The 22,427-nt window shown below is 67.8% G+C and carries 22 protein-coding genes; 20 read left to right on the forward strand and 2 right to left on the reverse strand.

The window, feature by feature from the left end; all coding sequences use genetic code 11:
- The first annotated feature begins 40 nt into the window (after window positions 1-40).
- The 11 genes from ffh to CVA01_RS09260 all read left to right on the forward strand — a co-directional run bounded on the left by ffh (window position 41) and on the right by CVA01_RS09260 (window position 11,633).
- The gene (gene ffh / locus CVA01_RS09210; RefSeq protein ID WP_141330231.1) at window positions 41-1,627 is read left to right on the forward strand and encodes a signal recognition particle protein; all 1,587 of its coding nucleotides are present in this window, start codon (window positions 41-43) and stop codon (window positions 1,625-1,627) included.
- A gap of 219 nt (window positions 1,628-1,846) precedes the next feature.
- On the forward strand, window positions 1,847-2,323 hold the full coding sequence (rpsP, locus tag CVA01_RS09215) for a 30S ribosomal protein S16 (protein ID WP_141330233.1): 477 nt from the start codon (window positions 1,847-1,849) through the stop codon (window positions 2,321-2,323).
- Between the two features lie 441 nt (window positions 2,324-2,764).
- Complete coding sequence (gene gdhA / locus CVA01_RS09220; RefSeq protein ID WP_141330235.1) at window positions 2,765-4,108, forward strand: NADP-specific glutamate dehydrogenase; 1,344 nt, start codon at window positions 2,765-2,767, stop codon at window positions 4,106-4,108.
- A 10-nt stretch (window positions 4,109-4,118) separates the two neighbouring features.
- On the forward strand, window positions 4,119-4,736 hold the full coding sequence (locus CVA01_RS09225; protein ID WP_014010234.1) for a ribosome maturation factor RimM: 618 nt from the start codon (window positions 4,119-4,121) through the stop codon (window positions 4,734-4,736).
- Between the two features lie 21 nt (window positions 4,737-4,757).
- Entirely contained in the window at window positions 4,758-5,660 is a 903-nt protein-coding gene (trmD, locus tag CVA01_RS09230) for a tRNA (guanosine(37)-N1)-methyltransferase TrmD (protein ID WP_041630620.1), read from the forward strand.
- Between the two features lie 139 nt (window positions 5,661-5,799).
- Window positions 5,800-6,684, forward strand: a complete 885-nt coding sequence (locus CVA01_RS09235; RefSeq protein WP_141330237.1) for an SIMPL domain-containing protein — start codon at window positions 5,800-5,802, stop codon at window positions 6,682-6,684.
- A 30-nt stretch (window positions 6,685-6,714) separates the two neighbouring features.
- Window positions 6,715-9,090 (forward strand): Tex family protein, encoded by a 2,376-nt coding sequence (locus tag CVA01_RS09240; RefSeq protein WP_141330239.1) that lies wholly within the window; start codon window positions 6,715-6,717, stop codon window positions 9,088-9,090.
- A gap of 161 nt (window positions 9,091-9,251) precedes the next feature.
- Window positions 9,252-9,593 (forward strand): 50S ribosomal protein L19, encoded by a 342-nt coding sequence (gene rplS / locus CVA01_RS09245; RefSeq protein ID WP_014010230.1) that lies wholly within the window; start codon window positions 9,252-9,254, stop codon window positions 9,591-9,593.
- 168 nt (window positions 9,594-9,761) lie between these two features.
- Entirely contained in the window at window positions 9,762-10,613 is an 852-nt protein-coding gene (gene lepB / locus CVA01_RS09250; RefSeq protein ID WP_373862673.1) for a signal peptidase I, read from the forward strand.
- 44 nt (window positions 10,614-10,657) lie between these two features.
- Window positions 10,658-11,317 carry a ribonuclease HII gene (locus tag CVA01_RS09255; RefSeq protein ID WP_141330320.1) on the forward strand — a complete coding sequence of 220 codons (660 nt, stop codon included), beginning with the start codon at window positions 10,658-10,660 and terminating at the stop codon, window positions 11,315-11,317.
- 10 nt (window positions 11,318-11,327) lie between these two features.
- Window positions 11,328-11,633, forward strand: coding sequence for a DUF2469 domain-containing protein (locus tag CVA01_RS09260; RefSeq protein WP_014010227.1), 306 nt, complete (start codon window positions 11,328-11,330; stop codon window positions 11,631-11,633).
- Here the strand turns inward: CVA01_RS09260 and CVA01_RS09265 are convergent.
- Window positions 11,576-12,613 carry an MFS transporter gene (locus CVA01_RS09265; protein WP_141330241.1) on the reverse strand — a complete coding sequence of 346 codons (1,038 nt, stop codon included), beginning with the start codon at window positions 12,611-12,613 and terminating at the stop codon, window positions 11,576-11,578. The genes CVA01_RS09260 and CVA01_RS09265 overlap by 58 nt on opposite strands.
- A gap of 194 nt (window positions 12,614-12,807) precedes the next feature.
- Here CVA01_RS09265 and CVA01_RS09270 point away from each other — a divergent pair, with 194 nt between their 5' ends.
- Genes CVA01_RS09270 through CVA01_RS09285 form a run of 4 tightly spaced genes read left to right on the forward strand, consistent with a single transcriptional unit; the run spans window position 12,808 to window position 17,053 of the window.
- Complete coding sequence (locus tag CVA01_RS09270) at window positions 12,808-13,218, forward strand: YraN family protein (RefSeq protein WP_141330243.1); 411 nt, start codon at window positions 12,808-12,810, stop codon at window positions 13,216-13,218.
- Window positions 13,218-14,780, forward strand: coding sequence for a YifB family Mg chelatase-like AAA ATPase (locus CVA01_RS09275; protein ID WP_174775625.1), 1,563 nt, complete (start codon window positions 13,218-13,220; stop codon window positions 14,778-14,780). Before CVA01_RS09270 ends, CVA01_RS09275 begins: the two co-directional genes overlap by 1 nt.
- Window positions 14,781-14,785: 5 nt before the next feature.
- Entirely contained in the window at window positions 14,786-16,051 is a 1,266-nt protein-coding gene (gene dprA, locus CVA01_RS09280; RefSeq protein WP_244938231.1) for a DNA-processing protein DprA, read from the forward strand.
- A 60-nt stretch (window positions 16,052-16,111) separates the two neighbouring features.
- Complete coding sequence (locus CVA01_RS09285) at window positions 16,112-17,053, forward strand: tyrosine recombinase XerC (protein WP_174775628.1); 942 nt, start codon at window positions 16,112-16,114, stop codon at window positions 17,051-17,053.
- An 18-nt stretch (window positions 17,054-17,071) separates the two neighbouring features.
- Here the strand turns inward: CVA01_RS09285 and CVA01_RS09290 are convergent, their stop codons facing one another.
- Window positions 17,072-17,647 carry a murein hydrolase activator EnvC family protein gene (locus CVA01_RS09290; RefSeq protein ID WP_141330248.1) on the reverse strand — a complete coding sequence of 192 codons (576 nt, stop codon included), beginning with the start codon at window positions 17,645-17,647 and terminating at the stop codon, window positions 17,072-17,074.
- A 490-nt stretch (window positions 17,648-18,137) separates the two neighbouring features.
- Between CVA01_RS09290 and rpsB the strand changes: the two genes are divergently transcribed.
- From rpsB to CVA01_RS09315, 5 genes are all read left to right on the forward strand, one after another.
- Complete coding sequence (gene rpsB, locus CVA01_RS09295; RefSeq protein WP_141330250.1) at window positions 18,138-18,977, forward strand: 30S ribosomal protein S2; 840 nt, start codon at window positions 18,138-18,140, stop codon at window positions 18,975-18,977.
- A gap of 81 nt (window positions 18,978-19,058) precedes the next feature.
- Entirely contained in the window at window positions 19,059-19,877 is an 819-nt protein-coding gene (gene tsf, locus CVA01_RS09300) for a translation elongation factor Ts (protein WP_141330252.1), read from the forward strand.
- Between the two features lie 319 nt (window positions 19,878-20,196).
- Window positions 20,197-20,898, forward strand: coding sequence for a UMP kinase (pyrH, locus tag CVA01_RS09305; protein ID WP_218024571.1), 702 nt, complete (start codon window positions 20,197-20,199; stop codon window positions 20,896-20,898).
- Window positions 20,899-20,978: 80 nt separating this feature from the next.
- On the forward strand, window positions 20,979-21,536 hold the full coding sequence (frr, locus tag CVA01_RS09310) for a ribosome recycling factor (RefSeq protein ID WP_141330254.1): 558 nt from the start codon (window positions 20,979-20,981) through the stop codon (window positions 21,534-21,536).
- Window positions 21,536-22,420: a phosphatidate cytidylyltransferase gene (locus CVA01_RS09315; RefSeq protein WP_141330256.1), complete on the forward strand. Its 885-nt coding sequence runs from the start codon at window positions 21,536-21,538 to the stop codon at window positions 22,418-22,420. The genes frr and CVA01_RS09315 overlap by 1 nt, the downstream gene beginning before the upstream one ends.
- Window positions 22,421-22,427: the final 7 nt, after the last annotated feature.

Consider the following 22,427-nt stretch of genomic DNA (forward strand, 5'->3'; position numbering starts at 1 on the left):
TGTGGTCAGAAATCCGTAGTCCCAAGGGAGTAGTTCCACAGTGTTTGAGTCCTTGTCAGACCGCCTCGCAGGCGCCCTCAAGGGGCTGCGGGACAAAGGCCGGCTGACCGAAGCCGACATCAGCGCCACGGCGCGCGAGATCCGACTCGCCCTGCTCGAGGCCGATGTCTCGCTGACCGTGGTCCGTGGTTTCATCAAGCGGGTCAAGGAGCGCGCCAACGGCGTCGTCGTCTCCGAGGCACTCAACCCCGCCCAGCAGGTCATCAAGATCGTCGACGAGGAGCTCAAGGAGATCCTCGGCGGCGAGACCCGGCGGCTGAACCTGGCGAAGAACCCGCCGACCGTGATCATGCTGGCCGGTCTGCAGGGTGCCGGTAAGACCACGCTGGCCGGAAAGCTGGCCAAGCACCTGGTCAAGCAGGGGCACACCCCGATGCTGGTCGCCTGCGACCTGCAGCGTCCGGGCGCGGTCCAGCAGCTCCAGATCGTCGGTGAGCGCGCCGACGTCACCACCTTCGCCCCGGATCCGGGCACCTCGCTCGACTCCCTCGACCACGAGATGGGCACCAGCCACGGTGATCCGGTGGCCGTGGCCCAGGCAGGCATCGAGGAGGCCCGTCGTACGAAGCACGACGTGGTCATCATCGATACCGCCGGTCGCCTCGGTATCGACGAGGAGCTCATGACCCAGGCGCGGAACATCCGCGACGCGGTCAACCCCGACGAGGTCCTCTTCGTCATCGACGCGATGATCGGTCAGGACGCCGTCACCACCGCGGAGGCTTTCCGCGACGGCGTCGATTTCACCGGTGTCGTCCTCACCAAGCTCGACGGCGACGCCCGAGGTGGCGCCGCCCTGTCGATCCGTGAGGTCACCGGCAAGCCGATCCTCTACGCGTCCACCGGTGAGAAGCTCGAGGACTTCGACATCTTCCACCCGGACCGTATGGCCAACCGGATCCTCGGTATGGGTGACGTGCTCACCCTCATCGAGCAGGCCGAGCAGGTCATGGACCAGGAGAAGGCCGAGACCGCCGCCCAGCGCATGGCGTCCGGCGAACTCACCCTCGAGGACTTCCTCGAGCAGATGATGATGATCCGCCGGATGGGTCCGCTGGGTAACATCCTCAAGATGCTGCCCGGCGGCAAGCAGATGAGCCAGATGGCCGACAACGTCGACGAGGGGCAGCTCGACCGCATCCAGGCGATCATCCGCGGTATGACCCCGGCGGAACGTCAGGACCCGAACATCCTCAACGCCTCGCGACGCAAGCGCATCGCCAACGGTTCCGGAGTCGCTGTCTCCGAGGTCAACCAGCTGGTCAACCGCTTCTTCGAGGCGAAGAAGATGATGGGCAAGATGGCCGGCCAGATGGGCATGGGCGGTATGAACCGTTCGGCGACGAAGAAGAAGCCGAAGGGACGCAAGGGCAAGAACGGCAAGCGTAAGCCCGCGAAGAAGGGCGGCGGTCAGCAGCGTATGCCGGGCATGCCCGGAATGGGTGGCGGTATGCCGGGAATGGGTGGCGGTATGCCGTCGATGGCAGACCTGCAGAAGATGCAGCAGCAGATGCCCCCGGGGTTCGAGAACGTCGACCTCGACAACCTCGACTTCGGCAAGAAGTAGGGGAGTAGTACGGGAGTAGCAGGGTTCTGGTCGGGTTTGGTTCCCGACCCCACCCTCGGGTAGTGTTGAGCGGTCTGCGTAACACCGTCACCGACCATGGTCGGCCGGTGGTCACGCGCAGGATAAATCCAAGGGTTGAACCGGCCCGGTGCCGCACCGTGAAGGTGGGCAGCGGGTGTCAGCACTGCCCGGTGACCGTCTACAGAAAGAGGACCAGCAATGGCCGTCAAGATCAAGCTCCAGCGTCTCGGTAAGATCCGGACCCCGCACTACCGCGTCGTCATCGCCGACGCCCGCACCCGCCGCTCCGGCAAGGTCATCGAGAACATCGGTACCTACGAGCCGAAGGCCGAGCCGTCCGTCATCAAGATCGACTCCGAGCGCGCCCAGCACTGGCTGTCCGTCGGCGCCCAGCCGACCGAGCCGGTCCTCGCTCTGCTGAAGGTCACCGGTGACTGGCAGAAGCACAAGGGCATCGAGGGTGCCGAGGGCACCCTGAAGGTTGCCGAGGAGAAGCCGTCCAAGCTGGACCTCTTCAACGCCGCTCTCGCCGAGGCCGCCGACGGCCCCACCGCCGAGGCCATCACCTCCAAGAAGCGCGAGGCCAAGGCCGCCGCCGAGGCCAAGGCTGCCGCCGAGGCCGAGGCTGCTGACGCCGCTGAGGAAGAGGCTCCCGCCGAGGAGTCCGCGGAGTAGTCACTCCCGGCACCGACCCTGCCGCCGCACATCATGTGCGGCGGCGGGGTGTTCTGCGTTCCGGGGCAGGGGAGGATGCAGCGGGGACGCAGGGGAGGACGCAGCGGGGGCGCAGCGGACGGGGCTACCGGCAGGCATATCAGGGTGCCGTGAGGGGCCGTCCGGTCGGTGTCGGACGTGTCGCGCCCCGGCCGAATGTTTCAGAGGTCCGGCTATCCGCCCCCGAATACACTGCTCAGCTACCCCCGAAATCCCACACCGTGGACCGCATGTTTCGTGAACGTAAAACGGAAGCCTGGGGATTGCAATTACATTTCAGGGAGAGTGCCCTAGCGGTAAACTGTCTAAGGTTTCTTGTTACGGGGACGTTACGAATGTTTCCCCGACATGACAATACCGGACGACACTGACGATACTGCAGAATTACACTGAAGGAGCACGATGGACGTCGATTCCACAGTCAAGGGCTATTACGAGAAGATCCTCCAGCGCAACGCCGGTGAGCCTGAGTTCCATCAGGCCGTCTCCGAGGTGCTGGACAGCCTCCGTTTCGTCCTCGCGAAGGACCCCCACTACGCCGACCAGGGTCTCATCGAGCGCCTCGCCGAGCCGGAGCGCCAGATCATCTTCCGCGTCCCGTGGATCGACGACCAGGGCAACGTTCAGGTCAACCGTGGTTTCCGAGTGCAGTTCAACTCGGTCCTCGGCCCGTACAAGGGTGGTCTGCGTTTCCACCCGTCGGTGAACTTGGGCATCATCAAGTTCCTCGGCTTCGAGCAGATCTTCAAGAACTCCCTCACCGGCCTGCCCATCGGCGGCGGCAAGGGCGGTTCCGACTTCGACCCCAAGGGCCGCAGCGAGCTGGAGATCATGCGCTTCTGCCAGTCCTTCATGACTGAGCTGCACCGCCACATCGGCGACAAGACCGACGTCCCCGCCGGCGATATCGGAGTCGGCGGCCGTGAGATCGGCTACCTCTTCGGCCAGTACCGCAAGATGACCGGCCGCCACGAGTCCGGCACCCTGACCGGTAAGGGCCTGCAGTGGGGCGGCTCCCTCGTCCGCACCGAGGCCACCGGATACGGCTGCGTGTACTTCACCCAGGAGATGATGGTGGCCCGCCGCGAGCGTCTCCACGGCTCCAAGGTCATCGTCTCCGGTTCCGGCAACGTGGCCATCTACGCCATCGAGAAGGCCCAGGAGCTCGGCGCCACCGTCGTCGGCTTCTCCGACTCCTCCGGCTTCGTATCCACCCCGGACGGCGTGGACGTCGAGCTGCTCAAGGACATCAAGGAGGTCCGCCGCCTGCGCGTCTCCGACTACGCCAAGGAGGCCTCCGGCGTCACCTTCCACAAGGGCGGGAACGTCTGGGAGCTCGAGGCCGACGTCGCGCTGCCCTGCGCCACCCAGAACGAGCTGGACGGCGAGTCCGCCCAGATGCTCGCCGACAACGGTGTGAAGTACGTCGCCGAGGGTGCGAACATGCCCTGCACCCACGACGCCGTCCAGGTCTTCCAGAAGCGCAGGATCGACTTCGCCCCGGGCAAGGCCGCCAACGCCGGTGGTGTCGCCACCTCCGCCCTGGAGATGCAGCAGAACGCCTCCCGTGACTCCTGGTCCTTCGAGTACACCGACAAGCGTCTGCAGGACATCATGCGCAAGATCTTCAAGAACACCGCGCGTACCGCCTCCGAGTACGGCGTCGAGGGCGACTACGTCGTCGGCGCGAACATCGCCGGCTTCAAGAAGGTCGCCGACGCGATGATCGCCCAGGGTGTCATCTAATCTGTAGTGCATGACAGAACTGCAGATCGGACGGGTCATCAAGCCGCACGGCGTGCGCGGCGAACTCGTCGTCGACGCCACGACAGATGACCCGTCCTCCCGTTTCGCCGTGGGGACGGTGCTCACCGGACGCCAGGGGGGAAGCGCCCGGCAGGGGCGTTCCGGGAACTCCGGCAAGGAGACCACACTCACGGTGAAGTCGGTGCGCCCCCACCAGGGACGCCTGCTCGTCACCTTCGAGGAGGTCGCCGACCGTACCGCCGCCGAATCACTGCGCGGCATGCGGTTCTTCGCTCCGCCGGTCTTCGACGAGGACGACGAGGGCTACTACGACCACGAGCTCGAGGGGCTGCGCGTCCTCAACTGCGGTCCGGTGGACGCCGACACCGCCAACGCCCGCGCCTACGAAGGGGCGGAACCCGAGCCGGTCGATATCGGCGTGGTCACCGGGGTGACCCACGGTCCCGCGGGCACCCTGCTGGAGATCGCGGTGGACGCCGACACCGACCTCCCCACCGCCGGTGCCACCATCCTGGTGCCCTTCCGCCACGCCATCGTCCCCATCGTGGACGTGGACAACGGCGCACTCGTCGTCACTCCGCCGGAGGGGCTTCTCGAACTGCAGTGACCGGTCACTATGATCGGTGCAATGCGTATCGACGTCGTCACCATCTTCCCCGAGTACCTTGACCCGCTGCGGCACGCGCTGCTGGGGCGTGCGATCGAGCGGGGCATCCTGGAGGTCGGCGTCCACAATCTGCGTGACTGGGCCTACGACGTGCACAAAGCCGTCGATGACACCCCCTTCGGGGGTGGCCCGGGCATGGTGATGAAGCCGGAGGTCTGGGGGCCGGCACTCGACGACGTCGCCGCCCTCACTGGTCCGGCCGCCGCGGACACCCTGCTGGACTCGGCGTCCCCGCATGTCCGTTCCGGCCTGCGCGCCGGCAAGGACGCTGCGCAGGAGACGACGCAGGACGCCGCGGGTGAGCCGCAGGACGACGACCGTCCGGTCCTCATCGTCCCGACCCCGGCCGGACGCCCCTTCACCCAGGAGCTGGCGCAGCAGTGGGCCTCGGCCGAGCGACTGGTCTTCGCCTGTGGCCGCTACGAGGGTATCGACCAGCGGGTCTTCACCGACGCGGAGCAGCGCTACCGGGTCGAGGAGGTCTCGCTGGGGGACTATGTCCTCATCGGCGGCGAGGTGGCGGTGCTTGTCATCGCCGAGGCTGTGGTGCGGCTGATCCCCGGCGTCCTCGGAAACCGTGCCAGCCACGAGGAGGACTCCTTCCAGGACGGTCTGCTCGAAGGCCCGAGCTACACCAAGCCCCGGGTCTGGCGGGCCCTGGAGGTACCTGAGGTACTGACCTCCGGCAACCACGCGAAGGTCGACCGGTGGCGCCGTGACCAGTCACTGCACCGGACGCTCAGCGTGCGTCCGGAACTGGTCGAGGCGCAGGAGGCGGCAGGACAGCTCGACAAGAAGGACCGGGCCACACTCCGGGACCTCGACAAGGCTGTGACCTGGACAGATCCGGCGCAGAAAAGGTAGTCCACAAGGGTCGAGTTATCCACAGGGTCCTGGGCTTTCGGTCCCGGGGACCGCTGGTGGCGTCCTTGCGGGGCGCTAGTGTCGGCTCCCACGCCCCGGGAGCCGGACGGTCCGGCAGGGGGCGGGGAGGGGCCCAGCCATGCTGTACAAGGACCCGGTCGACCATCCGACCATCGAGGAGATCACCGTCTACCCGCTCAACCGCGCGGAACTGCGGATGGCGGACGCCTACGTCAACGACCGCTCGTCGGTGGAACGGTCTGCCCTGGAACAGGCGGTGAGGGGCCGGGGGACGGCCTATGTCGCACGGTTCCGGCACACCACTGAGATGTCCTGGCGGATGCCGGTGCTGTACTCCGAAGCCCTGGCGGACGGCCGGATGACCATCGACCACATCGACACCGTGTGGCGTCGGCTCGACCGGCACCCGGGGGTGCGGACCGAGATCGACGACCAGATCGTCCGGCGCGAGGAACGCAAGGCGGAACGTGAGAAACGGATCGCGGCGATACAGGATGCGGAGTCGGCCGGGGAACCGGTTCCGGACTGGTCGGGGGAGGAGGACTACGACGACCGTTGGAGCGGACGCCCCTACAACTCCTATGACGACCCCTCCTACCCACTACCCGAGCCGGAGAACGGGCGCTGCTCCCACATCGACCAGTCCGTGGAACGCGAGATCATCGACTGGCTGCGGACGACCCCGCAGCGGCTTTCCTCGGTGGACGGCTCCCGCACAGTCACCCCGTCGCCGTCGGTGACCGTCCACAAGCTTCGCGACATCGTCGACCGGGCGGCGGATGCGGCGGTCGAGGAACTGGGCCGGCTGCGGGAACAGTCCCTGGAGTGGGAGATCGAGGCTGACCACCGACGCAAGGACGCGGCGGTCAAGGCCCGGGAGGACGCCGAGAAACGGGCGAAGCTCCGGGCTGAACGGGCCGCGAAGAAGAAGGCCAGGGAAGCGGAGCTGGAGGCCGAGGCGGAAGCGGCGGAGGCGGCAGGGGAGACCGGCCTCCCGTTCTGAGTCCTCAGGGCCCCGGCTACAGTGGTCCGAATGACCGGACGTGAGAACAACGGACAGACGACCACAGCAGTGATCAGGACGATCGCCAGGGAACTCGGGGTCTCCGAGTCGCAGGTGACGGCCACCGTGAACCTGCTCGATGAGGGCAACACCGTGCCCTTCATCGCCCGCTACCGCAAGGAGGTCACCGGCGGTCTCGACGATGCCCAGCTGCGCACCCTCGAGACCCGGTTGACCTACCTGCGGGAACTGGAAGACCGCAAGGCCACCGTCCTCGCCGCGATCGAGGAGCAGGGCAAGCTCACCGACGAACTGCGTGACCTCATCCTCGGTTGTGAGACCAAGGCCCGCCTGGAGGACCTCTACCTGCCGTTCAAGTCCACCCGACGCACCAAGGCGACGATCGCACGTGAGGCCGGCCTGGAGCCGCTGGTCGAGTCGCTGCTCGGCGACTGCACCACCGATCCCGCCGAGCTGGCGGCGTCTTACATCACCGAGGGATTCGACGACGCGAAGGCGGTACTCACCGGCGCGCGTGCCATCGTCCTGGAGGAGATCTCCACCGACGCCGACCTGGTCGGCGAGGTGCGCGAGCGCTTCTACACCACCGGTGCGATGACCGCCGGCGTCGTCGAGGGGAAGCAGAACTCCGCCGAGGCCCAGAAGTACCGTGACTACTTCGAGTTCTCCGAGCCCTTCACCGCCCTGCCGTCCCACCGCATCCTCGCGCTGCTGCGCGGCGAAGCTGAGGGCGTCCTCCAGCTCACTCTCGACCCCGGCGAGGACGCGATCTACCAGGGCATGATCGCCGACGCCCGCGGACTGGAGCCGCAGGGGGACGCCGCCGACAAGTTCCGCGCCGAGTGCGTCCGCTTCGGCTGGCGCACGAAGCTGCAGATCTCCTCCGGTGTGGACGTGCGCATGCGTCTCAAGGAGAAGGCGGACGCCGGGGCGGTCGATGTCTTCGCCCGAAACCTGCGTGACCTGCTGCTCGCCGCACCCGCCGGACAGCGTGCGACCCTGGGCCTGGACCCCGGGTACAACCACGGTGTGAAGTGCGCGGCCGTCGACCCGACCGGCAAAGTCCTCGACACCGTCGTCATCTACCCGCACAAGCCGCAGAACAGGTGGGACCAGTCCGTCGACATCCTCGCCCGGATCTGCGCGAAGGACGGCGTCGACCTCATGGCCGTGGGCAACGGCACCGCGTCGCGGGAGACCGAGAAGCTGGCCCGCGAGATCTCCGAGAAGGTCGCCGCGGCCACCGGTCAGCGTCCGACCCCCGTCGTCGTCTCCGAGGCCGGTGCCTCGGTCTACTCCGCCTCCGAGCTCGCCGCCGAGGAGTTCCCCGACATGGACGTCTCGCTGCGTGGTGCGGTGTCCATCGCCCGCCGGCTCCAGGATCCGCTGGCCGAACTGGTGAAGATCGACCCGAAGTCCATCGGTGTGGGCCAGTACCAGCACGATGTCAACCAGGTCATGCTCGCCGACAGTCTCGACAGCGTCGTGGAGGACGCCGTGAACTCCGTCGGTGTGGACGTCAACACCGCCTCGGCTCCGCTGCTGTGCCGGGTCGCCGGAGTGACCGCCACCCTGGCGGAGAACATCGTCCACCACCGTGAGGCCAACGGCGCGTTCACCTCCCGCCGTCAGCTCAAGGACGTCTCCCGGCTGGGGCCGAAGGCCTTCGAGCAGTGCGCCGGCTTCCTGCGTATCCACGGCGCGACCGATCCGCTGGACGCCTCCGCGGTGCACCCTGAGGCCTATCCGCTGGTCCGCCGGATCACCGAGCGCACCGGCGTGGGCGTGGCCGAGCTCATCGGCAACACCCGGGTGCTGTCGGGGCTGCGTCCGGCGGACTTCGCCGACGAGACTTTCGGCGTGCCCACCGTCACCGACGTGCTCGCCGAGCTGGACAAGCCGGGCCGCGACCCGCGTCCCGAGTTCAGGACCGCAGCGCTGGCCGAGGGCATCGAGAAGATCTCCGACCTCACCCCGGGCATGGTGCTGGAGGGCACGGTGACCAATGTCGCCGCCTTCGGTGCCTTCGTGGATGTGGGAGTCCACCAGGACGGCCTGGTCCATGTCTCGGCGATGGCCGAACGTCGGGTCAACGACCCGCACGAGGTCGTGCGTACCGGCCAGGTCGTCAAGGTCAAGGTCATGGAGGTTGACGTGGAGCGTCAGCGCATCGGCCTGTCGCTGCGACTCACCGATGAGCCGGGGAAGCCGGCACAGCGTAGTCGTGGCGGCAACGGTGGTGGTCGCCGCGACGGACAGCACGGACAGGGCGGACATAACCGGAACGGCGGCAGAAGCCGGGGCGGTCGTCAGGGCGGCAGGGGAGCGGCCCCGGCGGCGTCCGGTTCAATGGCGGACGCACTGCGCCGTGCAGGGAAGATCTGACCGGGAAGATTTGATCCCGGCGTCCACCCGCTGGCATACTTGACCGGTTGCGTGTCATGCGCACGAAAACTCAATGGTGTGGGCACGAACGCGCCGACCGTCGGCGGAAGCCGGTGGCGTCGTGGGTCCTCTGTCCGATCGAAAAGAAACAGGAGTGCCACATGCACTATCTCGACAAGGTCGACGCCGCTCAGCTGCGTTCCGACATCCCGGATTTCCGTCCCGGCGATACCCTTGACGTCCACGTCAAGGTCATCGAGGGTTCCAAGAGCCGTGTCCAGGTGTTCCGTGGCGTCGTCATCCGTCGCCAGAACTCCGGCATCCGCGAGACCTTCACCGTCCGCAAGATCTCCTTCGGCATCGGCGTGGAGCGTACCTTCCCGGTCCACTCCCCGAACATCGACCACATCGACGTTCTGACCCGCGGTAAGGTCCGTCGCGCGAAGCTGTACTACCTGCGCGAGCTGCGTGGCAAGAAGGCCAAGATCAAGGAGCGCCGCTAGGCGTCACCCGGTCTTCGACCGAGCACCTTCTGTACGGACCCCGTCCGGCAGGATGTCCCGACAACGGACGTCCGCCGGGCGGGGTTCTGCCGTCGGTGGGCGGTGGGAACCCGCCGGGCCTCCGTCGCATTCAGGGGACTGACAGAGTCGGCTGATATTGTCATTCCCGTGACCCACGCCAGCAATTCCCTCCCAGGATCCGCCGGTGACTCCGGCGACCCGGAGACCGCAGCAGACGCAGCGACCGCCCGACCCCTGACGGAGAGGGAGAAGGTCGCGGCACGTCGGCGGGCGGAGGAGGAGCGACGCGGGAAGAAGCGGACCTACCCCTGGTGGGTCGAGTTCCCGATCATCCTCGTCGTCGCCCTGGCGCTGCTGGCCCTGTTCAACACCTTCGTCGGACGCCTCTACCAGATCCCCTCGGAGTCGATGGAGCCTACGCTGCACGGCTGTGAGGGCTGCACCGGTGACCGCATCTTCGTCAACAAGCTCGCCTACCGCTTCGGCGGTGACCCGGAGCCGGGGGATGTCGTCGTCTTCGCCGGCCCGGACTCCTGGAACGACAAGTACGTCTCGCAGCGTTCCGACAACAGCGTCACCCGTGGGATCCAGACCGGACTGTCCTACATCGGCATCCTCGCACCCGACGAGAACACCCTGGTCAAGCGTGTGATCGCCACCGGTGGTCAGACCGTCCGGTGCCTTGAGGGTGACCCCGGCATCATGGTCGACGGTAAGGAGGTCGACAGTTCCTACGTCAAGGACCCGGCGGCCTACCCGGTCGACCCGGTCACCGGCTCCGACGTCTGCGGTGGCGCCTACTTCGGCCCGGTCACCGTCCCCGACGGCAACCTGTGGATGATGGGCGACAACCGCACCAACTCCGGCGACTCCCGCTACCACCTCGGTGACGAACTCCAGGGCACCGTCCCGGTCGACAATGTCGTCGGCAGGGTCGAGGCCAAGGTCTGGCCGCTCAGCCGGCTCGGCGGTGTCGACGACCCGGACATCCAGAAGTAGGAGCTCCGGTGACGACGACAGTGGAGGTCCACCCGGTACGTTCCATGCCGGAAGGACGCACCCTCGAATGGGCCGTGCACAAGGCAGGCCTCGACCCGGTCGCCGGCGTCGACGAGGCAGGACGCGGTGCCTGCTGCGGGCCGGTCACCATCGCCGCTTGCATCCTGCCACCGGGGCCGCTGCCGGAGCTCGACGGCCTGACTGACTCGAAGAAGCTCACCGCGAAGAAGCGGGACAGGCTCTTCGACATCATCGTGGATGTTGCCGTGGACTATGCGGTGGTGCACGTCCCGGCGTCCTACGTTGATGACTGGGGCATCCAGCATGCCAACCTGGGCGGGATGCGCCGGGCGGTGGCGCGGTTGGACGTGCGTCCCGGCTACATCCTCACCGACGCGATGAAGATCGACGGCTTCACCCGCCCGCATCTGCCGGTGGTCAAGGGTGACCTGATCTGCCGGTGTATTTCCGCGGCGAGTGTGCTGGCGAAGGTGAGCCGGGACCGGATGATGGTGGACCTGGATGCGCGGTACCCCGGTTACGGTCTGGCCGGTCACAAGGGGTACGGCACCGCCGCGCACATGGAGTCGGTGTGCCTGCTCGGCGGTACCCCGGACCACCGATACACTTACTCGAACGTGGCCGCCGCACATGCGCGGTGGCTCGTGAACCAGCCGATCCAGCCGACCCAGCAGAAGGGGTGATCCGTACACCGTGAGTGCCGAGGATCTTGAGGACTACGAAGCCAATGTCGAGTTGTCCATGTACCGCGAGTATCGCGACGTGGTCAGCCAGTTCAGCTACGTCGTCGAGACGGAGCGGCGCTTCTACCTCGCCAATGCGGTCGAACTGATCCCGCGGAACTCCGGCGGCGAGGTCTACTACGAGGTGCGCATGTCGGACGCCTGGGTGTGGGACATGTACCGCCCCGCCCGGTTCGTCCGCTATGTCCGGGTGATCACCTACAAGGACGTGAACATCGAGGAGCTCGACAAGCCCGACCTCAGGCTGCCGGAGTAGTTTCCGGCTCCTCCGGGGAGGACGCCGCCTGCAGTCGCGGACTGACGGATGCCCCCACGGCCGCCAGCGCGGTGACGACGGCCCCCGGCGATCACGGGGACGGATCCGCCGAGCTCGTAGAGGAGGGCGCCGGTGGTGGGGGCGAGCACCATCGTCAGACCCATGGCCGCGGTGACGAGGCCGGCGACGCCACCCTGTTCGGCCGGGGTGACCTGGAGACTGGCACCGGCGGTGAAGCCGGGGGTCGCCGTGCCCGGGCCCGGGGCCACCACGCCGACACCGACGTACAGCAGGACCACGGTCAGGGGAGCCGAGGGGACCGCGGGGACCATCAGGCGGAAACCGACCGCCGCGGTGGACGCCCCGACCCGCAGCAGCGTGCCCGGGCCCCACCCGCTGCGCGGCATGATGACCGCCTGGGAGACGACCACCCCGGCACCGGCGACCAGCAGGGCGAGACCGGTGAGCAGTCCGGCCCGGTCATCGGTGACATCGAGCCGGTCCTGGACCAGGAAGCCGACGATCACCTGGATGGCGCCGAGAGTCAGGTACATGCCGGCACAGCAGAGCAGGAACGGCAGGACGCGGCGGTCGGTGGGTTTGACGGTGCGGGGACGTTTCCTCAGCCCGGTGGGAGCCTGGGGCTGCAGCCGGATGCGCACCAGCACCACGGCGAGGACGAGGAAGACCGGCACCGCGACCAGGGGAACCATGAGCCCGAAGATCGCGAGCAGGCCACCGACCGCGGAACCGATGACCTGACCGACACCCTGGGTCGCCCCAAGCCGGGCCATGCCCTTCACCCGGGCGGCACTGTCGACGGTGACATCGGCGGCGGTGGTGACATCGGCGATGGCGGCCTGGGCGATCGCCGGGCTCAGTGACATCTGCGCCAGGATGGTGACGAAGGTGCCGGTCAGTAGGATCCGGATCTGTGCGTCGGTCTGCGGGCCTGTGCTGACCCCGGTGGTGGTCGTCATGGCGCTCCTGTGTGAGGAGACGGACGGGTGACAATGGCGAGCCTGACCTTATTTCACGCAGGTCACCGCGGGGAACAGACGGGGTGGAACAGTGCGGACAAAGTTTGTCCACAGGGGTCGAGTTATCCACAGGGTCCTGGGCTTTTGCCACTTCCTCCGGCGGCGACGTCCGAGTGGTGTGCCACAGTTCGCCCATGACACGAGAGACTCCTGACACGACCAGCCCACCGCACTCCCGCAACCTGCGCACTGTCGGCGCCGCCGGGGAGGACGAGGCCGCAGCCTGGTTCACTGCCCGCGGATATGTCCTGCTCGACCGCAACTACTTCACCGCCCGCGGCGAGGTGGACATCATCCTGCACACCCCGCCGGATCACCCGGACCATCCGGCGCTGGTCTTCGTCGAGGTGAAGTGGCGGCTCGATGACCGTTACGGCGCCGGGGCGGAAGCGGTCACCCCGGCGAAGCTGCGGGCGATGCGGGCCGCGGCGGCACAGTGGCTCGACCGGCATCCGCAGTACCGCGCCGGTAGTTCAGGTACCGCGCGCTTCGACGTCCTCGACATCACCGCCGGGGAGATCACCCACTACCAGGGGGTTGAGTGATGGTCACCGTCAGCAACCGGTCGCCGGTGCGGGTGGGGCAGGCCCGCAGTGTGGGACTCGACGGGCTGACCGGGATCCCCGTCACCGTCGACTGCGACATCAGCCGTGGCCTGCCGGGGATGAACATCGTCGGACTGGGGGACGCGGCGGTCGTCCAGGCCCGGGACCGGGTCCGCTCCGCCGTGATCAACAGCGGCCTGCAGTGGCCCAAGTCACGGGTGGTGGTGAGTCTGTCGCCGGCCTCGGTACCGAAGACCGGGTCCGGCTTCGACCTGCCGATGGTGCTGGCGATCCTCGCCGCCCAGGGGACGGTCCACCCCGATGACCTCGCCGATGCGGCGGTGGTCGGGGAACTGGGACTCGACGGCACGGTCCGCGGGGTGCCCGGCGTCCTCCCGATGGTGCTGGCCGCACGGGAGGCCGGGGTGGGACGCCTCGCCGTGCCGCTCGACAATCTCCCCGAGGCCGCCCGGGTACCGGGGATCCGGGTCAGCGGACTGAGCCATCTGGGGCAGCTGACAGACTGGGCCGTGGGGCAGGAGACCGGGGCCACCGCGCCGGAGCCGCCGACAACCTCCGGGGCGACCGCGCCCGACCTGTGTGAGCTCACCGGACAACCGGTGGCGCGCCGGGCACTGGAGACCGCCGCGGCGGGCGGGCACCACCTGTGGCTGTCAGGCGCGCCGGGAACCGGCAAATCCATGTTGGCGGAAAGGCTGCCGGGGATTCTGCCCCCGTTGGATGACGAGGAGCAGCTGGAGGCCGCGGCGGTGCACTCCGTCGCCGCGGAAAAGGGGGATCTCGCCGGGATCTGGCGACGGACCAGGCCGTTCGTGGCCCCGCATCCGTCGTTGACCCTGCCCGCTCTGACCGGTGGCGGGTCCGGTCGTCTCCGACCCGGGGCGGTGAGCCTGGCACACCATGGCGTCCTCTTCCTCGATGAGGCCCCGGAGGTGTCGCGGGCTGTGCTGGAGGGACTGCGGGTGCCGATGGAACGCGGGACGGTGTCGGTGGAACGGGTGCGCCGCACACTGGTTCTTCCGGCGAGGTTCCAGCTGGTCATCGCCTCGAATCCGTGCCCGTGCGGGGCGGAGGAGCCGGCGGAGTGTCTCTGCCGCGGCGGGGTGCGTGACCGTTACCTGCAGCGGATCTCCGGGCCGCTGCGCGACCGGATCGACATCATCGCCACCACCGGAGGTCACCGGGCGGCGACCGTCACCGGGGAGCCCGGGGAATCCTCGGCGGTGGTGCGTGACCGGGTGACCGCGGCACGGGACCGTGCAGTGTCCCGGTGGAGAGGAAGAGTCGATGATCCGCCGTGGCGGTCGACGGCCGACGTGCCGGGTCCGGTGCTGCGCCGGGAGTTCCCCGCCGAGGACGCCGCGATGCTCGTCCTGGAGGACCAGTTGCGCCGCGGCGTGCTGTCACAGCGTGGGGTGGACCGGAGTCTGCGCGTCGCGTGGACGCTGACGGATCTCGCCGGCAAGGAGCGGCCGCGGGTCGGAGACGTGATGGATGCGGTGGACATGTTCACCGGGACAGTGGAAGGGGCAGGCCAGTGACGGTGGTGGACATTGACGCGGCCAGGGCGGAGCGGGATCCGGAACGGCTGCTGGCCTGGGCGGTGCTGCGACGGCTGGTGGAGGCGTCCCGCACCGATGTGGTCCGGTTGCTGTGGCCGGACGGGGACGCCGCGGCGCCGGCCCGGGTGACCCGGCTGGTCGAGATGCTGCGGCAGAGGGATTCCACACTCCCGGCCGGACTGCAGGGGTTGACCGCGGAGAAGACCGCGCAGATCACGCAGCAGGCGGAGGCGGACCTGCAGTGGGCGCGGCTGAACCGGTGGCGGCTGATCACCCCGGACGATCCGGAGTGGCCGACGCGTCGGTTGGAGGAGTCCTTCGGGACGACAGGGGACATGGACGGGCCGGTACTCTCCGGCGGCGCGGTGCCGGGGGAATCCGGGGACACGCCGGGAGTCCGTAGTCGGGCGGCCCGGCCGTTCGCCCTGTGGGGACGCGGACCGGCGGAACTGGCGTCCACCGTGGAACGCAGCGTGGCGCTGGTCGGGACGCGGTCGTCGACGACCTACGGCAACCGCACCACCCACCGCTTCGCCGGGGAACTCGCCGGTGCGGGGTACACCGTGGTCTCCGGCGGTGCGGTCGGCATCGACACCGCCGCCCACCGTGGTGCCCTGGAAGCCTCGGGTGCCACCGTGGCCGTGGCCGCCAGCGGGCCCGGGGAGATCTACCCGCGGTCGAATGAGGACCTGTTCCGCCGCATCGCGCAGACCGGACTGGTCGTCACGGAGTATCCGCCGAAGACCAGGCCTGCCCGCTACCGGTTCCTCACCCGCAACCGGCTGGTCGCCGGCCTGACCCGGGGGACGGTACTGCTCGCCGCCGGGCACCGCTCCGGTGCGGTGAACACCGCCAACTGGGCCGATGTGATGCTCCGGCCGGTGATGGTGCTGCCCGGGCCGGTGGACAGAGCGGAGTACGTCGGCTGCCACAAACGGATCAGGGACGGAGCGGGGACGCTGGTCACCTCGGTCGCCGAGATCCGGGAGATCATCGAGCCGATCGGTTCCGTGGACCCGGACCAGCAGCTCGACCTACAGTTCGCCGCCAGTCCGGTCCAGCTGCTCAGCCGGGACCAGCTGGCTGTGTTCGACGCCTGCGGGATCGCCACCGACGACACCGGTCACCTCGACCAGATCGCCGCGGAGATCGGGCTGCCGATGGCGGCGGTGGTGCGCACCGTCGGTGAGCTGGAGGGGACGGGGCTGGTCGTGCGCGACGGCGACCGGTGGGTGAAGAACGACAGATGACGGGGACTTCTGGTCCCAGTGGTCTACTCTGATCACATGAGTTCCAGTGAGTGTACCGACATGGCCGGAGCCATCGACGGCTACCTGGAGTACCTCGACCTGGTCAAGGGACGCTCGGCCAACACGGTCCGCGCCTACGGGGCCGACCTGCGCGCCGCCTTCGAGGGGGTCAGGACCCTCGACGGCTTCACCCTCGACCACTGCCGTGACGTCCTGGACTGGGCCGTGGAGAACGGGGACGCGAAAGCCACCCTCGCCCGTATCGCCTCCAGTCTCCGTGGGTTCGGCTCCTGGCTCGTCCACACCGGCGTCCTGCAGGTGAACCCTGCCGCCGGACTGCATACCCCGAAGACCTCGCGCACTCTGCCGAGGGTCCTGCGGGAGGACCAGGTCGGCGGCGTCCTCGAACAGGCCAGGGCACACGCCCACCGCGAACCGTCCGAGGGTGATCCGGGCCCGACCCCGAAGGACATCCGGGACTGGGTGATGCTGGAGGTCCTCTACGCCACAGGTATCCGTGTCTCCGAACTCGCCGGCGCCGACGTCGAGGACCTTGGCGGCAACGGGGATCCCGGATCACGCAGTCTGCGCGTGGTGGGTAAAGGTGACAAGACCCGCGTCGTCCCCTTCGGTCCGACCGTGGAGGCCGCACTGCGTGAATGGTTGGCGGTGCGTGCCGGGATGCTGCCGGCATCCGGGGTGACACGGGCGGCGCAACCGGCGCTCTTTCTCGGGGCCAGGGGAGGACGCATCGACGTCCGGCAGGTCCGGACCGTCGTCCACCGGGCCACCGGTGGGGCCGGCGTCCCCGAGATCGCCCCGCACGGGCTGCGTCACTCCGCCGCCACCGCCGTCCTCGACGGAGGGGCGGACCTGCGCGTGGTCCAGCAGCTGCTCGGACACACCTCGATGAACACCACACAGATCTACACCCACGTCGGCACCGAACGGCTGCGTGCGGTCTACAAGAGGGCACATCCCCGGTCCGGCTCACAGGACTGAGCGGGGATCAGCGCCAGTTCAGCGCCACAGCCTGACCTGTACCGGACCCAGCAGCGTCATCGGGTCGATGTAGCGCTCGGCGTCCTCTGCCGGTGGGCCGAGCACCGCACCCCAGTGCAGGCCGGGATCGCGCCGGGCGGTCCCGGGCAGCGAGGCGTGGTCGGCCAGCTCACCGAGGAACTGGCCCCGGCCCACCTGCTCACCGACCCGTACCTGCGCGAGCACCGGCTCATAGGTGCTACGGAGCCCTCCTCCGTGGTCGACGGACACTGTCGGCGTCCCCGCGACCACTCCGGCGAAGCGCACCGTGCCCGCGGCACTGGCCCGCACCGCTGCGCCGGACGCGGCGTCCAGATCCACCCCGCGGTGACCGGGCAACCAGTTCTGGTCGGGGATGTCCGCCGGCGCCAGGACCGTGCCGGGAACCGGACGCAGGTGGTTGCCGACCGGTGCAGACCCCGGCGGGGTCCCCGGGGGAGATTCTGGAGCGGCGGCGGTCGGCACCGTGGTGAGGCCCGCGGACAGTGCAGTGGCGAGAAGTGCGGCGGCGAACCGCGGTACGGTGGTGACTGTGTTGGCTGTCGTCGTTGTCATCCGTCCATCGTCGCGGCCCCAATGCCCTGTCACCAGGGGGTCCGCGAAATGTGGATAACCCGCACAGCGCTGTCCACAGGGTGGCCACGGGAACTTGGTTAATCGGGGAAAGCCAGGTAATGTCGCACCCTGCAGTATGCCCGGCCGGTGGTCGGCGGCACTGTCGCACGGATCGTCACCTCACACGCAGAGGCCGGTACGTGCAGGTACCGCACCATTCACGGACACAGGTCCAGGTGTACTGACATCGCGCAGGTTCAGCGTGATCCGAACAAGGCCCGTCCGTCAACGGTGCTCTCCTGCTTCAAGGAGGGTTTACTGGGCGGGGACAATCCGGGATACCTGCCAGGTCAGCCGATGTACGACCACGTCACGAGGACGCGGCGTACCCGGCCGAGAAAACCGTCACCCCTAACTTTTGAAAGCGAGGAAGGGGAGAGGCGCCAGGCACTGTCTCAGTGCCCACGGCAGCGAACTCCCCTGACACATCATGGCTGTTGTCACCATGCGCGAACTGCTGGACGCCGGCGTCCACTTCGGTCACCAGACCCGTCGTTGGAACCCGAAGATGCGTCGTTTCATCTTCACCGACCGTAACGGCATCTACATCATCGACCTCCAGCAGACGCTGACCTTCATCGACGAGGCCTACGAGTTCGTCAAGGAGACCGTCGCCCACGGCGGAAACATCCTCTACGTCGGCACCAAGAAGCAGGCCCAGGAAGGCATCGCCTCCGAGGCCGAACGCGTCGGCATGCCCTACGTCAACCACCGTTGGCTCGGCGGCATGCTCACCAACTTCCAGACGGTCGCCAAGCGTCTGCACCGTCTCAAGGAGCTCCAGGCCATGGACTCCGCCGAGGACGGCTACGCCGGTCGCACCAAGAAGGAAATCCTCATGCTGACCCGCGAGCGCAACAAGCTCGAGCGCGTCCTGGGCGGCATCGCCGAAATGTCCAAGGTCCCCTCCGCTCTGTGGATCGTCGACACCAACAAGGAGCACATCGCGGTCGCCGAGGCCAAGAAGCTCAACATCCCGGTCGTCGCCATCCTGGACACCAACTGCGACCCCGACGTCGTCGACTTCCCGATCCCGGGCAACGATGACGCCATCCGCGCCACCAACCTGCTGACCTCCGTCATCTCCTCCGCTGTCGAGGAGGGCCGCAAGGTCCGCGCCGAGCGTCAGGCTGCCGCCGCCAAGGAGACCGCCGGTGACGCCGAGGTCGCCGAAATCGTCGTCGAGGCCGAGCAGGCCCAGACCGAGAAGGCCGCCGAGATCGCCGAGGCTGAGGTCAAGGCCGAAGAGGCCACCCCCTCCGCCGAGTAGTACCCCCACCCGGTAGTACCGGTCGGGGAGAAGAACCAGTCACCCCGACCTTCCAACCACGTACAAGGAGGATCGCCGCACATGGCGAACTACACCGCTGCTGATGTCAAGAAGCTCCGCGAGCTCACCGGCTCCGGCATGATGGCCTGCAAGAAGGCCCTGGACGAGGCCGAGGGCGACTTCGAGAAGGCCGTCGAGATCCTGCGCATCAAGGGTGCCAAGGACGTCGGAAAGCGCGCCGAGCGCACCGCCGCCGAGGGCCTGATCGCCGTTTCCGGCGCCACCATGATCGAGATCAACTCGGAGACCGACTTCGTCGCGAAGACCGAGGAGTTCATCGCTTTCGCGAACCGTGTCGCCGAGGCCGCCGCCGAGGCCAAGGCCAACTCCGCTGAGGAGCTTGCCGCCGCCACCGTCGACGGCAAGACCGCCCAGGAGGCTCTCGACGAGCTCTCCGCCAAGATCGGTGAGAAGCTGCAGCTGCGTCGCGCCGTCACCCTCGAGGGTGACAAGGTCGCCGTCTACCTGCACCACCGTTCCGCTGACCTACCGCCGGCCGTCGGTGTGCTCGTCGCCTACACCGGTGACGACGAGGCTGCCGCCAAGGGTGCCGCCATGCAGGTCGCCGCGCTCAAGGCCCAGTACCTGACCGACGCCGAGATCCCGGACGAGGTCAAGGACAAGGAGCGCGAGATCGCCGCCGCCACCGCCCGCGAAGAGGGCAAGCCGGAGAAGATCATCCCGAACATCGTGGAAGGCCGCCTCAAGGGCTTCTACAAGGATGTCTGCCTTCTGGACCAGCCCTCCGTCACGGAGTCCAAGAAGACCGTCAAGCAGGTCCTCGACGAGGCCGGCGTGACCCTCACCGGGTTCGTCCGCTTCGAGGTCGGCCAGCAGTAGTCGCTGACGGCTCTCCGCCACACCCGCCGCCTCCCGGAACCCCGGGGGACGGCGGGTGTTGTCGTATGCGGTGGGCACGGGGTAGGGATGCGGTGGGCGCGGGGTGGGGACGAGAGGTGGCGGCGCGGTGGGGAGGCGGTGGGGGCGCAGTGCGGGAAGCCGAGAAACGGTGGTGGCGGTCGCACGGAGGGACCGGCGGCAGGCTAGAATGGGCGACCGGACTATGTGCCCTACCCACGATCCTGACCTCGATCCCCAAGGAGACCCCACGGTGACTGCCAGCGAGAATTCCGACCGACGACCCGGCTTCAAGCGGGTCATGCTCAAGCTCGGGGGCGAGATGTTCGGCGGCGGAAACGTGGGCGTCGACCCGGATGTCGTGGAGAATGTGGCCCGTCAGATCGCCGAGGTCGCCCGCACGGGAGTCGAGATCGCCGTGGTCATCGGCGGCGGCAACTTCTTCCGTGGCGCCGAGCTCCAGCAGCGGGGCATGGACCGCGCCCGGTCCGACTACATGGGCATGCTGGGCACCGTGATGAACTGCCTCGCGCTCCAGGACTTCCTCGAGAAACAGGGCATCGACACCCGTGTCCAAACCTCCATCAACATGGCACAGGTCGCCGAGCCCTACCTGCCGCTGCGCGCCGTGCGTCACCTGGAGAAGGGCCGCGTCGTCATCTTCGGTGCAGGCATGGGCCTGCCGTACTTCTCCACCGACACCACCGCCGCCCAGCGCGCCCTGGAGATCGGCTGCGAGGTCCTCCTCATGGCCAAGGCCGTCGACGGCGTCTACTCCGACGACCCCCGCACCAACCCGGAGGCCGAGCTCTTCACCGCGATCACCCACAGCGAGGTCATTGAGCGCGGCCTCAAGGTCGCCGACGCCACCTCCTTCAGCCTCTGCATGGACAATGAGATGCCGATGCTCGTCTTCAACCTGCTGTCCGAGGGCAATATCGCCCGCGCCGTCGCCGGTGAGCCGATCGGCACGCTTGTCTCCACCCCCTCCGCACAGGGCTGAGCACACACTCCGGGCCGGGGGACACCCGGCAACCTGGTACATTCACCGTAGAAATTCTTACCGAGGACGAGGACCATCCCATGATTGACGACACCCTGCTCGACGCCGAAGACCACATGAGCCGTTCCGTGGACCATGTGCGGGAGGATCTGACCACCATCCGTACCGGTCGGGCCAACCCGGCCATGTTCAACGGCGTCTTCGCCGAGTACTACGGCATGCGTACCCCGATCACCCAGATGGCCACGATCAGCGTCCCGGAGCCGCGGATGCTCATCATCAAGCCCTACGAGATGTCCGTCATGCAGGAGATCGAGAATGCGATCCGCAACTCCGACCTCGGCGTCAACCCCACCAATGACGGCCAGGTGCTGCGCGTCACCATCCCGCAGCTCACCGAGGAGCGTCGTAAGGACCTTGTGAAGGTCGCCCGCGGCAAGGGGGAGGACGCCAAGATCTCCATCCGCAACATCCGGCGCAAGGGCATGGACTCCCTGAAGAAGATCCAGAAAGACGGCGACGCCGGAGAGGACGAGGTCCAGGCCGCCGAGAAGGAACTCGACAAGATCACCCAGGGTTACGTCGCCCAGGTGGACGAGGTCGTATCGTCCAAGGAAAAGGAGCTGATGGAGGTCTAGTGGACTCCCATCCTGATTCCGGACGGATCCGCCTTCCGCAGCCGAAGAACTCCGCCGGACGGTCCCTGCCCGTCGCCATCGGCGTCGGCGTCGGCCTCGGTGCACTGGTGATCGCCTGTCTGGTGATCCCCTACGCCTGGTACCCGCTCATTGCGGTGGCCATGGGCCTGGCGACCTGGGAGGTCACCAGGCGCCTCGGTGAGAACGGCTACGACATCCAGTTCCCCGTCCTGCTGCTGTGCGGCCAGGCGATGATCTGGCTGTCCTGGCCCTTCGGCGCAACCGGTCTGCTCTCCGCTTTCGGCGTCTCAGTGCTGGTGACGGTCGTTGCCCGGTTGTTCCACCACGGTCGGACGGTGAAACCCGAGAACTGGCTGCGGGACGCCGGCATCTCCGTCTTCGTCCTCTGCTGGATCCCGCTGTGCGGCGGTTTCGGGGCGATGCTGTCGCTGATCTCGAGCGATGAGGTCTCCGGCTGGGCCTTCATCGTCTCGTTCATGCTCTGCGTGGTCGCCTCCGATGTGGGCGGTTACGCCTCGGGCGTGTTCTTCGGCAGCCACCCCATGGCACCGGCGATCAGCCCGAAGAAGTCCTGGGAAGGCTTCGCCGGCTCCGTCGTCTTCGCCGCTGTCGTCGGCATGGTCGTCATGGTCACTCTGCTGAAGTACGACGACCCGGTGCACTACCTGCTGGGTCTCGGCTTCGGAGCCGGACTGTCCCTGTGTGCGATCCTCGGCGACCTGGTGGAGTCCCAGTTCAAGCGCGATCTGGACATCAAGGACATGTCCGCGATGATCCCCGGTCACGGCGGAATGATGGACCGCATCGACGGCATGCTGCCCGCCGCGATGCTGACCTGGGTCATGCTCAACGCCATCTCCTGACGCCCGG

Source organism: Corynebacterium variabile (assembly GCF_006539825.1).
GTDB lineage: Bacteria > Actinomycetota > Actinomycetes > Mycobacteriales > Mycobacteriaceae > Corynebacterium > Corynebacterium variabile.

Coding starts and splice junctions, on each gene's coding strand:
- rpsP (WP_141330233.1), top strand. CDS start 1,847: ATGGCCGTCAAGATCAAGCTCCAGCGTCTCGGTAAGATCCGGACCCCG.
- gdhA (WP_141330235.1), top strand. CDS start 2,765: ATGGACGTCGATTCCACAGTCAAGGGCTATTACGAGAAGATCCTCCAG.
- CVA01_RS09225 (WP_014010234.1), top strand. CDS start 4,119: ATGACAGAACTGCAGATCGGACGGGTCATCAAGCCGCACGGCGTGCGC.
- trmD (WP_041630620.1), top strand. CDS start 4,758: ATGCGTATCGACGTCGTCACCATCTTCCCCGAGTACCTTGACCCGCTG.
- CVA01_RS09235 (WP_141330237.1), top strand. CDS start 5,800: ATGCTGTACAAGGACCCGGTCGACCATCCGACCATCGAGGAGATCACC.
- CVA01_RS09240 (WP_141330239.1), top strand. CDS start 6,715: ATGACCGGACGTGAGAACAACGGACAGACGACCACAGCAGTGATCAGG.
- rplS (WP_014010230.1), top strand. CDS start 9,252: ATGCACTATCTCGACAAGGTCGACGCCGCTCAGCTGCGTTCCGACATC.
- CVA01_RS09255 (WP_141330320.1), top strand. CDS start 10,658: ATGCCGGAAGGACGCACCCTCGAATGGGCCGTGCACAAGGCAGGCCTC.
- CVA01_RS09265 (WP_141330241.1), bottom strand. CDS start 12,613: ATGACGACCACCACCGGGGTCAGCACAGGCCCGCAGACCGACGCACAG.
- CVA01_RS09270 (WP_141330243.1), top strand. CDS start 12,808: ATGACACGAGAGACTCCTGACACGACCAGCCCACCGCACTCCCGCAAC.
- CVA01_RS09275 (WP_174775625.1), top strand. CDS start 13,218: ATGGTCACCGTCAGCAACCGGTCGCCGGTGCGGGTGGGGCAGGCCCGC.
- CVA01_RS09285 (WP_174775628.1), top strand. CDS start 16,112: ATGGCCGGAGCCATCGACGGCTACCTGGAGTACCTCGACCTGGTCAAG.
- CVA01_RS09290 (WP_141330248.1), bottom strand. CDS start 17,647: ATGACAACGACGACAGCCAACACAGTCACCACCGTACCGCGGTTCGCC.
- rpsB (WP_141330250.1), top strand. CDS start 18,138: ATGGCTGTTGTCACCATGCGCGAACTGCTGGACGCCGGCGTCCACTTC.
- tsf (WP_141330252.1), top strand. CDS start 19,059: ATGGCGAACTACACCGCTGCTGATGTCAAGAAGCTCCGCGAGCTCACC.
- pyrH (WP_218024571.1), top strand. CDS start 20,197: ATGCTCAAGCTCGGGGGCGAGATGTTCGGCGGCGGAAACGTGGGCGTC.
- frr (WP_141330254.1), top strand. CDS start 20,979: ATGATTGACGACACCCTGCTCGACGCCGAAGACCACATGAGCCGTTCC.